We start from the raw sequence: 9,947 nt of genomic DNA on the forward strand, positions 1-9,947 counted from the left end.
GGCATGGCGTTCAGCCGATCACGCGGGTTGCGGTGGCGTCCAGCTTGGGCGGGTTCTCGAAGGTGTGGAACGGTGCGGGCGAAGGCACTTCCCATTCCAGGCCCTCGGCGCCGTCCCAGGGCTTCTGCGGGGCCTTGGGGCCCTTGCCGCACATGGCGGGCAGCACGACTGCCAGGAAGAAATAGACCTGCATCAGCCCGAAACCGAAGGCACCGATGGACGCGATCATGTTGAAGTCGGCGAACTGCATGGGGTAGTCGGCATAGCGGCGGGGCATGCCGGCCAGGCCCAGGAAGTGCATCGGGAAGAAGGTGATGTTGAAGGTGATCAGCGAACCCCAGAAGTGGATCTGACCGCGGGTCTCGGAGTACATGTGGCCCGTCCACTTGGGCAGCCAGTAGTACACGCCCGCGAACATGGAGAACAGCGAGCCCGCCACCAGCACGTAGTGGAAGTGCGCCACCACGTAGTAGGTGTCCTGCAACTGGATGTCGATGGGCGCCATGGCCAGGATCAGGCCGGTGAAGCCGCCCATGGTGAACACGAAGATGAAGCCCACGGCGAACAGCATGGGGGTCTCGAACGTCATGGAGCCACGCCACATGGTGGCGACCCAGTTGAAGATCTTCACGGCCGTGGGCACCGAGATCAGCATGGTGGCGTACATGAAGAACAGCTGACCGGTCACGGGCATGCCGGTCGTGAACATGTGGTGGGCCCACACGATGAACGACAGGATGGCGATGGACGAGGTGGCATACACCATGGAGGCATAGCCGAACAGCTTCTTGCGCGCGAAGGCGGGCACGATCTGGCTGATGATGCCGAAGGCCGGCAAGATCATGATGTACACCTCGGGGTGGCCGAAGAACCAGAAGATATGCTGGTACATCACCGGGTCACCGCCGCCTGCGGGGTTGAAGAAGCTGGTACCGAAGTGGCGGTCCGTCAGCGTCATGGTGATGGCACCGGCCAGCACGGGCATCACGGCAATCAGCAGGTAGGCCGTGATGAGCCAGGTCCAGGCGAACATGGGCATCTTCATCAGCGTCATCCCGGGGGCCCGCATGTTGAGGATGGTCACGATGATGTTGATCGAGCCCATGATCGACGAGGCGCCCAGGATGTGCATGGCGAAGATGCCAGCGTCCATGGAAGGGCCCATCTGCAGCGTGAGCGGCGCATACAGCGTCCAGCCCGCGGCGGGCGCGCCGCCGGGCATGAAGAACGAGGCGACGAGCATGATGGCTGCCGGGATCATCAGCCAGAAGCTGAAGTTGTTCATGCGCGCGAAGGCCATGTCGGACGCGCCGATCTGCAGCGGCAGCATCCAGTTCGCGAAGCCCACGAAGGCCGGCATGATGGCGCCGAACACCATGATGAGGCCGTGCATGGTGGTGAGCTGGTTGAACAACTCGGGGTTGACCAGTTGCAGGCCGGGCTGGAACAGCTCGGCGCGAATCAGCAGGGCCAGGACGCCGCCGATCATCAGCATGGTGAACGAGAACAGCAGGTACAGCGTACCGATGTCCTTGTGGTTGGTGGCAAACACCCAGCGGCGCCAGCCGGTGGGGCCGTGGTGGCCGTGGCTATGGTCGTGGTCACCGTGGCCGTGATCGCCCGCGTGCCCGTGGTTGTCGAGAACTGCGCTCATTTTCTATTCCTCAATTCGATGGGGCGATGGTCGATTACTTGCCGCGCTGGGCCACGACTTCGGCGGGTTGCACCAGCTGGCCGGTCTTGTTGGACCAGGCGTTCTTGGTGTAGCTCACCACCGCAGCGATGTCGGTGTCGCTCAGTTGCGCCCAGGAGGGCATGGCGCCATTGGCAGCGCCCTTGAGCACGATCTGGAGTTGTTTGGCGTGGTCCGCATCCAGCACGATGGCCGAGCCGTCCAGCGGCTTGATGGGCCCCGCGCCCTTGCCGTTGGCCTGGTGGCAGGCGGCGCAGTTGGCGGCATAGACCTTCTCGCCGCGCTTCACGATGTCGTCCAGCGTCCAGACCTTGCTGGGGTCATCGGCCTTGGCGGCGGCCTTCTTTTTCTCGGCAGCCACCCAGGCGGTGTAGTCCTCGGCGGAGACCACCTTCACGTGGATGGGCATGTAGGCATGCTCCTTGCCGCACAGTTCGGCACACTGGCCGTAGTAGTCGCCCACCTTCTCGGCGCGGAACCAGGTGTCGCGCACAAAGCCGGGAATCGCGTCCTGCTTGATGCCGAAGGCAGGCACCATGAAGGCGTGGATCACATCGTTGGCGGTGGTGATGATGCGGATCTTCTTGCCCACGGGCACAACCATGGGGTTGTCCACCTTCAGCAGGTAGTCAGCGGGAGCCTCTTTGACGTTGCCGCTGTCGGACATCACGCGGTGGCTGCTGTCCAGCGTGGAGATGAACGCCAGCCCCTCGCCCTCGCCGGTGAGGTAGTCATAGCCCCACTTCCACTGGTACCCCGTGGTCTTGATGGTGATATCGGCGTTGGTCGTGTCCTTCTGGGCCACCAACACCTTGGTGGCAGGCAGGGCCATCAGGATCACGATGATGAAGGGGATCACGGTCCATACCACCTCGACGGTGACGGACTCATGGAAGTTGGCCGATTGGGCTCCCTTGGAGCGGCGGTGCTTCCAGATCGAGTAGAACATCACGGAGAACACTGCAACAAAGATCACCGTGCAGATGATGAGCATCATCCAGTGCAGGAAATGCTGCTCTTGCGCGATCTTGGTGACGGGGGGCGCCAGGTTCAGCTGGTTGACTGCGGGGCCACCAGGCAGGTCCTGGACGGCATGGGCCGCAGAGCCCACCCATGCACCGGCGACCAGCAGCAGAGAAGCCAGCTTGTTGGTAATGCTCTTCATAGTTCTCACTTCTAAGCCTCAATTGAACCAATCCCTTGCGCCCACCCGCGTGGGGTCAGGTGGCGCGCAAGGTCGCGCAGGAAGATGCCTGCCGCCTGCTCGAAATCTCAATAACCTTGAATTGTAGCGTGCCTTGTTCCACGTCATTGACAGACGGATACAGGCTAACCCTGTGTTGGAACGCCCTGATTTCAGGGGCTGCGGACGCGTTCCTGACGCCCGTCAACCCTTGCGCAGCATGGCGCGCATGTCCTCTAGCGAAACGGCGCTGCTGGCGCTTACGCGCATGCGCGGGGCGGGCTTGAAGGCATGTCCATAGATGATCTCGAAAGTCAGCGCCAACTGGCCGCCGTGGGCCGGGTCGGCCAGCCGGTCGGCCAGCGCCTGGTGCAGCCGTTCGCGCCAGCGCCGCCCGCGCAGCGCTGGAAAGCGCGCGGGGTGCAGGTTGCAGCCCAGCTCGCGCAGTTCCAGCAGCAGCCGCTCGGGCGTGGCGAAGGTCAGCGTGATGCGCTCCATGTCCATCACCGGCTCGGCGAAACCGGCATGCACCAGCATGTCGCCCCAGTCGTGCATGTCGGTGAACGCATGGCCTGCGGGCGGCCAGCCCAGAGCGGCATAGACAGCGTGCAACTCGCGCAGCGTGTCCGGCCCCAGGCACGAGAACATGAGGTAGCCGTCCACGGCCAGCGCGCGGTGCCATTGCGCGATCAGGCCCTGCGGGTCGGCTGCCGTGTGCAGCGCCATGTTGGCCCACAGCATCTGCACGCTGGCATCGGCGGGCGCGCCCCACTGCGGGCTGGCCGCGCCCCAGCGGGCCGGGCTCCACCAGGGCCTGGACAACGCCCGCTGCGCCACGAGCAGACAGTGCGGAGCGCTTTCATGGATTTGGCAGCGGGACTGCGGATAGCGGGTACTCACCAGCGCATGCGCCTGCAGGCCGCCGCGCACGGCGTCCCAATGGCACCATGCCTGCGGCGCCTGGCGGATCCACTGCAGGCGGTCCTCCATGCGGCGCGCCACTTCCTCGTGCAGCCAGGGCGACAGCGCGGGGGCGGCGGCGTGCCAGCGGGCGGCGGCCACGGGGTCGATGGTGGGAGGGCGCTCGGACGACATGGGACGCGGGAGTATATTGACTCATGCTTTTCAAAGGTGTGCCGTGGATTACGCAGCGCCTGCACGCCTTTGCGGACCGCGTGCCCAGCCAATGCGCCGTGTGCCGCAACTGGCCCGCGCGGCGTGTGTGCGACGGCTGCTCGGCGCGTTTCGCCCGGCCCGCCGCGCGCTGCCAGCGCTGCGCCCTGCGGGTGCCCGAGGGCGTCGCGGTCTGCGGCGCCTGCCTGCGGGAGCCGCCGCTGTTCGACGCCTGTCTGGCGGCGGTGGACTACGGCTACCCCTGGGCCGCCGCCCTGGCGCAGTTCAAGTTCCAGGGCGACCCCGGCTGGGCGGGCACGCTCGCCACGCTGATGCGCAGCGCGCCCTGGGTGGAGCCCGCGCTGGATGCGGCGGACCGCGTGCTGCCCGTGCCCCTGTCGATGGAGCGCCTGCGCGAGCGCGGCTACAACCAGGCGGCCTTGCTGGCACGGCACCTGGCGGGCGCGAAGGCCGACACCCAAAGCCTGCTGCGCCTGCACGCCACTGAGGCGCAAAGCAGCCTGCCGCGCGCCCAGCGGCTGCGCAACCTGCGCCATGCCTTCGCGCTGGAGCCCGCGCGCGCCACGGCGCTGCGCGGCCAGCGGCTGGTGCTGGTGGACGACGTGATGACCACCGGCGCCACCCTGCACGCCGCCACCCAGGCGCTGCGCGAGGCTGGCGCGGGCCACGTCACCGCCCTGGTGTTCGCGCGCACGCCGATCAATGAATGAAGCGGATACTTTTGATTACATAATGCACGCACTGGATGCAGACAATCACATTCCTATGTTCCACATCGTCCTCGTCGAACCCGAGATCCCGCCCAACACTGGCAACGTGATCCGCCTGGCCGCCAACACGGGCTGCACGCTGCACCTGGTCGAGCCGCTGGGCTTCTCGATGGACGACAAGCAGATGCGCCGCGCGGGCCTGGACTACCACGAATACGCCCAGGTGCTGCGCCACCCCGGCTGGACCGCGTTCCTGCGCGATGCCCAGCCCGACCCGGCCCGCATGTTTGCCATGACCACCCATGGATCGCAGCCCGCGCATTCGTGCTGCTTTTTGCCGGGCGACTGGCTGGTGTTCGGCGCCGAGACGCGGGGCCTGCCGCCCGAGTTGCGCGACAGCTTCCCGCCCGCCCAGCGCCTGCGCCTGCCCATGGTGCCGGGCCAGCGCAGCCTGAACCTGTCCAACGCGGTGGCGGTGACGGTGTTCGAGGCGTGGCGGCAGAACAGCTTCGCCATGCCCGACGGCGCCATTGAAACCGAGCCCGAAGAGGGCACGATCATCAGCGGCTTCGCGCAACTCAACTAGGGCCGCGCTTCTCCGCCACCGCGCGGGGTACCTGCTGCGTCAAAAAATCCAGGAACACCTTGGTGCGCGCGGGCAGCATGCGGCCCGAGGGCAGCGCCGCGTAGATGGTGTAGCGCGAGAACACCCAGTCCGGCAGCACATGCACCAGCTCGCCGCGGGCCAGGTGCTCCTCGGCCAGAAGGCGCGAGGTGACGACCACGCCCACCCCGTCCAGCGCGGCGCGCAGCAGCAGCTCGGTGCTCACGGACTGGAGCACGGCGGGCATGTCCACCTCTTGCGCGGGCCCGTCGCCGCTGGCGGGCTGCAGCCGCAGCTTGCGGCCCGGCCCCATTTGCGAGCGCGCGGCCACGCCGGAGTCGCGCAGCAGGTCGTGCTGCGCCAGGTCCTGCGGCTCGCGCGGCGTACCCCGGCGCTTCAGGTACGCGGGCGATGCCACCACGATGGCCTCGCCGTGCTGCAGCGGGCGCGCCACGACGTTGGCGTCGAAGTCCTCGCCCGCGACCATGATGGTCACGTCGAACTCGTCCACGCGGGCCGAGGCGAAGGCGTCGAGGCTGATGTCGAGCAGCAGCCTGGGGAACTGCGCATGCCACGGCGCCACCAGGGGCGCCAGGAAATGGGTGACCAGCACCGGCGCGGCCACGATGCGGATGGTGCCGCGCAGGTCGCGCGTGCTGGCCACGGCGGCTGCCTCGGCGTCGTCGATCTCGTGCAGGATGGCGCGCACGCGCTGAAGGTAAGCGTCCCCAGCGTCGGTCAGCGCCAGCTTGCGGGTCGTGCGCTGCAACAGGCGGGTGCCCAGGTGCCGCTCCAGGTCGGCCACCATGCGGGTGACCACCGGGGGCGACATGTCCATGGCACGGGCGGCGGCGGCGAAACCGCCCTCTTCCACCACGCGCGCGAAGACCTTCATGGCCTGCAGACGGTCCATGGCGCAAGCCGCTCAGAAGATCAGGCCGGTGCGCCGAAGCTGCGGGCCAGCGACTCGGCCACGCACACCGGTTTGTCGCTGCCCTCGCGCTCCACCGTGACCAGCCAGGTCATCTGCAGGCCGTCCGGCGCGACCGGCTCGGTGGCCTGCAGCGTGAGGCGCGCGCGCAGGCGGCTGCCCACCGGCACCGGCGCGGTGAAGCGCACGCGGTTGAGACCGTAGTTGACGCCCATGCGCGTGCCTTCGATGGTGAAGGCCGTCTCGAAAAAGCGCGGGAGCAGCGACAGCGTGAGGAACCCGTGCGCGATGGGCGCGCCGAACGGCCCGGCCTTGGCGCGCTCCGGGTCCACGTGGATCCACTGGTGGTCGCCTGTGGCGTCGGCGAACTGGTTGACCTGCTCCTGCGTGATGGTGATCCAGTCGGTCACGACGACCTCTTGCCCCACGCAGGCGCTGACTTCGGAATAGGAATGGAAGGTTTTCATCATGAATGCAATGTAGCGCTGCGCAGCGGCGGGGCTTGTCTGGCAGGAGACTGGGAACCCGCTCTCAGGCGTCCAGCCAGGCGCAGATGCCCTGCCACTGCTCCAGGTCGCGCGCCACGCGGCCCGGGGCCACGTCGAACAGCGTCAGGCCGTGGGCGGCCAGGTGTACGTAGTTCTGCGTGTCACGCAGGTAGCCCAGCACCGGCAGGCCCAGCCCGTCCACGAAGTGGTGCAGTTGCTCGGCGGCCTTGGTGCGCGCGTCCACGCGCATGCCGACGATGCCCACCTGCGCGCCCGCCGCGTGGCGGCGCTCGGCCAACTGGTCCAGAAAGGCGCGCGTGGCGAAGATGTCGAACACGCTGGGCTGCAGCGGCACGATGACCTTGTCGGCCAGCCGGAGCGCGTCGTTCAGGCGCCAGCCGTGCAAACCGGCGGGGGTGTCCAGCACCGCGTGCGTGGCGCTCCTGGGCGGGCGGCTGACCACGTCCGAGCTGGCGTCCCACAGGCCGATGGCGCGCGCGGCGGCCGGGCGCAGGCCCAGCCACAGCCGGGCGGACTGCTGGCGGTCGGTGTCGCCCAGCACCACGTCCCGCCCCTGGCTCGCCAGGTAGCCCGCGATGTTGGTGGACAGCGTGGACTTGCCCACGCCCCCCTTGGGGTTGGCGACGACGATCACTGGCATGACGATCTCCTCGGAATTACAAGCCAAATAGGGCTCTAGCGCTTTCTGGACAAGCACCAGAAGCTATCAAAATTGAAGCATGCTGCGTGCCGCGCCTGACGCCAGGCACCCCCGCCCCGGGAAAACCGATGGGGACCTGCATCTTACTGAAACAGGCAGCGTGCGACGCGAATAGAATGCGACCAATTCTCATCATCATCCTCCCTGCGGCCACGCCACGGGGCACAGAGAAAGCATCGTGGGCGCCGCAGAGTTCGCACTTCAGCAGCAACAGGTCAACACCCTCTACACCGACCACCACGGCTGGCTGCAGGGCTGGCTGCGCTATCGCCTGGGCAGCGCCACCGACGCCGCCGACCTGGCGCACGACACCTTTCTGCGCCTGATCACCCGGCCCCGCAGCTTCGCCAGCGGCGGCGAGGCCCGGGCCTACCTGCGCACCATTGCCAACGGCCTGTGCATCGACCTGTGGCGCCACCGCGAAATCGAGCGCGCCTGGCTGGAAACCCTGGCCGCGCAGCCCGAAGCCCACGCCCCTTCCGCCGAAGCGCAGGCATCCGTGCTCCAGGCGCTGCATGCGATCGACGCCATGCTGCGCGGCCTGCCGCCCAAGGCCGCCCGCGCCTTCGTGCTCGCCACCGCCTGCGGCATGACCCACCAGGAAGTCGCGCGCGAGCTGGGCGTCTCCTCGCGCATGGTCGGCCACTACATCACCCGCGCCATGCTGCACTGCATGCAGCTCGAAGCGCGCCACGTGGCGCTGACCGGCCAGCCCACCGCATGAAGGCAGCGCTGCCCCCGCACGAGGCCATGGAGCAGGCCGCCGCCTGGTTCTCGCTGCTGCAATCCGGCACCGCCACCGAGGCCGACCGCGCGCGCTGGCACGACTGGCTCGCCGCCAGCGAAGACAGCAGCGCCGCCTGGGCCTTCGTGGAGCGCATCGGCCAGCGCTTCCAGCCCTTGCAGGCCGACACCTCGCCACGCCTGGCCGCCGACGCGTTGCACGCCGCCAGCAGCCGCCTCGCCCGCCGCCGTACCGTGCTCGGCGTGGCCGCCATGGCCGGGGCGGGCGGCATGCTCGGCTGGGCCGCCTGGCAGCGGCCCGGCGCGCTCGGCGCCCTCATGGCTTGGACCGCCGACCACCGCACCGCCACCGGCGAGCGGCGCGACCTGCGCCTGGCCGACGGCACCCGGCTCTGGCTCGCCAGCGCCAGCGCCGTCGATGAGCAATACAGCGCCAGCCAGCGCCGCCTGCGCCTGCGCACCGGCGAAATCCTCATCCAGACCGCCGCCGACGCACAGCGCCCCTTCGTCGTCGAGACCGCCCACGGTCGCATGCGCGCGCTGGGCACACGCTTCAGCGTGCGCCTGGATGAAGAAGGCGGCACCCAGCTCGCCGTCTATGAAGGCGCCGTGCAGATCACCCTGGCCGCCAGCGCCGAGACCGCCACGCTGGCTGCGGGCCAGCAGGCGCGCTTCACCGCAGGGCACCTGCTGGCCGCCACCCCGGCCGACCCGGCGCGCGAAGCCTGGGCGCGCGGCGTACTGCTCGCGCAGGACATCCCGCTGCGCGAGGTCATCGCCGAACTGGCCCGCTACCAGCGCGGCCACATCGCCGTCGCGCCCGAGGTGGCCGGGCTCGCCGTGCTCGGCAGCTACCCGCTGGACGACGTGGACGGCGCGCTCGCCATGCTCCAGCGCGCCCTGCCCATCCAGGTGCGGCGCCCGCTGCCGTGGTGGACGACCGTGCAGGCGCGTGCGCGGTAGCGGCCTTGGATCGATATACTCTTACCAATACCCCATCGATACGCCAAGGGTACGAACATGACCACAACCGCCACCCTGTCGAGCAAATTCCAGATTTCCATCCCCAAGGCCGTGCGCGAAGAACAGCACTGGCAGGCCGGGCAGGAGTTCGTGTTCATTCCCAAGGGCAAAGGCGTGCTGGTCATGCCGGTTCCCACGCTGGAGCAACTGGCAGGCATTGCCCAGGGTGCCCGCACCGATGGCTACCGCGACCGGGAAGACCGCTACTGATGGCCTCGCCACCGCTGCGCGTGATCGACACCTCCGCCTGGATCGAATGGCTCACAGGCAGCGCACTCGGCAAGCAACTGGGCCAGGAATTCCCAGAAAAATCGCGCTGCATCGTGCCCACCATCGTTCAACTCGAACTGTCGAAGTGGCTGGTACGCGAACTAGGCGAGGAAAAGGCCGACCAGGTGATTGCATACACGCACAAATGCATCGTCCTACCCCTGGACACCGCCATCGCCCTGCGGGCAGCTGACCTCCACCGCGAATACAAGCTGGCTACCGCAGATGCCATCGTCTATGCAACGGCACGCCACCAGGGCGCGGAACTGCTCACCTGCGATGCGCACTTCAGGGATCTGCCAAGCGTGGCCTTGTTCGCCAAAGGCCGCCTGAACTGACCATCTGCCGCCGCGCGGCCACAGGGTTCGGCAAATTTCTCCGAAATTCGCCCCATCTATTTCCACTTTTCCCCCGCTCATCCGGTTCACCTGCCAGGGCCAACGCAA

Annotated in this window: 12 protein-coding genes; 6 read left to right on the forward strand and 6 right to left on the reverse strand. The window is 67.9% G+C overall.

Going from position 1 to position 9,947, the window contains the following annotated elements; genetic code table 11:
- Positions 1-10: 10 nt before the first annotated feature.
- The 3 genes from ctaD to QM569_RS05385 all read right to left on the reverse strand — a co-directional run bounded on the left by ctaD (position 11) and on the right by QM569_RS05385 (position 3,971).
- Positions 11-1,654, reverse strand: a complete 1,644-nt coding sequence (ctaD, locus tag QM569_RS05375; protein ID WP_414986199.1) for a cytochrome c oxidase subunit I — start codon at positions 1,652-1,654, stop codon at positions 11-13.
- 34 nt (positions 1,655-1,688) lie between these two features.
- Complete coding sequence (gene coxB, locus QM569_RS05380; RefSeq protein WP_414986200.1) at positions 1,689-2,858, reverse strand: cytochrome c oxidase subunit II; 1,170 nt, start codon at positions 2,856-2,858, stop codon at positions 1,689-1,691.
- A 222-nt stretch (positions 2,859-3,080) separates the two neighbouring features.
- Positions 3,081-3,971: a class I SAM-dependent methyltransferase gene (locus QM569_RS05385; protein WP_414986201.1), complete on the reverse strand. Its 891-nt coding sequence runs from the start codon at positions 3,969-3,971 to the stop codon at positions 3,081-3,083.
- Between the two features lie 23 nt (positions 3,972-3,994).
- Between QM569_RS05385 and QM569_RS05390 the strand changes: the two genes are divergently transcribed.
- Positions 3,995-4,720, forward strand: coding sequence for a ComF family protein (locus QM569_RS05390; RefSeq protein WP_414986202.1), 726 nt, complete (start codon positions 3,995-3,997; stop codon positions 4,718-4,720).
- A 55-nt stretch (positions 4,721-4,775) separates the two neighbouring features.
- The gene (locus QM569_RS05395; protein WP_414986203.1) at positions 4,776-5,306 is read left to right on the forward strand and encodes a tRNA (cytidine(34)-2'-O)-methyltransferase; all 531 of its coding nucleotides are present in this window, start codon (positions 4,776-4,778) and stop codon (positions 5,304-5,306) included.
- On the opposite strand, the gene QM569_RS05400 is transcribed toward QM569_RS05395, so the two are convergent.
- From QM569_RS05400 to QM569_RS05410, 3 genes are all read right to left on the reverse strand, one after another.
- On the reverse strand, positions 5,299-6,237 hold the full coding sequence (locus QM569_RS05400) for a LysR family transcriptional regulator (protein WP_414986204.1): 939 nt from the start codon (positions 6,235-6,237) through the stop codon (positions 5,299-5,301). The two genes, QM569_RS05395 and QM569_RS05400, sit on opposite strands and share 8 nt — an antisense overlap.
- 20 nt (positions 6,238-6,257) lie before the next feature.
- Positions 6,258-6,722 (reverse strand): MaoC family dehydratase, encoded by a 465-nt coding sequence (locus tag QM569_RS05405; RefSeq protein WP_414986221.1) that lies wholly within the window; start codon positions 6,720-6,722, stop codon positions 6,258-6,260.
- A 64-nt stretch (positions 6,723-6,786) separates the two neighbouring features.
- Entirely contained in the window at positions 6,787-7,404 is a 618-nt protein-coding gene (locus QM569_RS05410; protein WP_414986205.1) for an AAA family ATPase, read from the reverse strand.
- A gap of 238 nt (positions 7,405-7,642) precedes the next feature.
- Here QM569_RS05410 and QM569_RS05415 point away from each other — a divergent pair, with 238 nt between their 5' ends.
- From QM569_RS05415 to QM569_RS05430, 4 genes are read left to right on the forward strand one after another with little or no spacing between them, the layout of a single operon-like run.
- Entirely contained in the window at positions 7,643-8,188 is a 546-nt protein-coding gene (locus QM569_RS05415) for a sigma-70 family RNA polymerase sigma factor (protein WP_414986206.1), read from the forward strand.
- Positions 8,185-9,171, forward strand: a complete 987-nt coding sequence (locus QM569_RS05420) for a FecR domain-containing protein (RefSeq protein ID WP_414986207.1) — start codon at positions 8,185-8,187, stop codon at positions 9,169-9,171. The genes QM569_RS05415 and QM569_RS05420 overlap by 4 nt, the downstream gene beginning before the upstream one ends.
- A 57-nt stretch (positions 9,172-9,228) precedes the next feature.
- Positions 9,229-9,441, forward strand: coding sequence for an AbrB/MazE/SpoVT family DNA-binding domain-containing protein (locus QM569_RS05425; RefSeq protein ID WP_414986208.1), 213 nt, complete (start codon positions 9,229-9,231; stop codon positions 9,439-9,441).
- Positions 9,441-9,839, forward strand: coding sequence for a type II toxin-antitoxin system VapC family toxin (locus tag QM569_RS05430; RefSeq protein ID WP_414986209.1), 399 nt, complete (start codon positions 9,441-9,443; stop codon positions 9,837-9,839). Before QM569_RS05425 ends, QM569_RS05430 begins: the two co-directional genes overlap by 1 nt.
- Positions 9,840-9,947 lie beyond the last annotated feature (108 nt).

Source organism: Acidovorax sp., assembly GCF_047607405.1.
Lineage (GTDB): Bacteria > Pseudomonadota > Gammaproteobacteria > Burkholderiales > Burkholderiaceae_C > Acidovorax.

What these genes read in the sequence shown, in the direction of transcription:
- ctaD (WP_414986199.1), bottom strand. Translation starts at nt 1,654, where the DNA reads ATGAGCGCAGTTCTCGACAACCACGGGCACGCGGGCGATCACGGCCAC.
- coxB (WP_414986200.1), bottom strand. Translation starts at nt 2,858, where the DNA reads ATGAAGAGCATTACCAACAAGCTGGCTTCTCTGCTGCTGGTCGCCGGT.
- QM569_RS05385 (WP_414986201.1), bottom strand. Translation starts at nt 3,971, where the DNA reads ATGTCGTCCGAGCGCCCTCCCACCATCGACCCCGTGGCCGCCGCCCGC.
- QM569_RS05390 (WP_414986202.1), top strand. Translation starts at nt 3,995, where the DNA reads ATGCTTTTCAAAGGTGTGCCGTGGATTACGCAGCGCCTGCACGCCTTT.
- QM569_RS05395 (WP_414986203.1), top strand. Translation starts at nt 4,776, where the DNA reads ATGTTCCACATCGTCCTCGTCGAACCCGAGATCCCGCCCAACACTGGC.
- QM569_RS05400 (WP_414986204.1), bottom strand. Translation starts at nt 6,237, where the DNA reads ATGGACCGTCTGCAGGCCATGAAGGTCTTCGCGCGCGTGGTGGAAGAG.
- QM569_RS05405 (WP_414986221.1), bottom strand. Translation starts at nt 6,722, where the DNA reads ATGAAAACCTTCCATTCCTATTCCGAAGTCAGCGCCTGCGTGGGGCAA.
- QM569_RS05410 (WP_414986205.1), bottom strand. Translation starts at nt 7,404, where the DNA reads ATGCCAGTGATCGTCGTCGCCAACCCCAAGGGGGGCGTGGGCAAGTCC.
- QM569_RS05420 (WP_414986207.1), top strand. Translation starts at nt 8,185, where the DNA reads ATGAAGGCAGCGCTGCCCCCGCACGAGGCCATGGAGCAGGCCGCCGCC.
- QM569_RS05425 (WP_414986208.1), top strand. Translation starts at nt 9,229, where the DNA reads ATGACCACAACCGCCACCCTGTCGAGCAAATTCCAGATTTCCATCCCC.
- QM569_RS05430 (WP_414986209.1), top strand. Translation starts at nt 9,441, where the DNA reads ATGGCCTCGCCACCGCTGCGCGTGATCGACACCTCCGCCTGGATCGAA.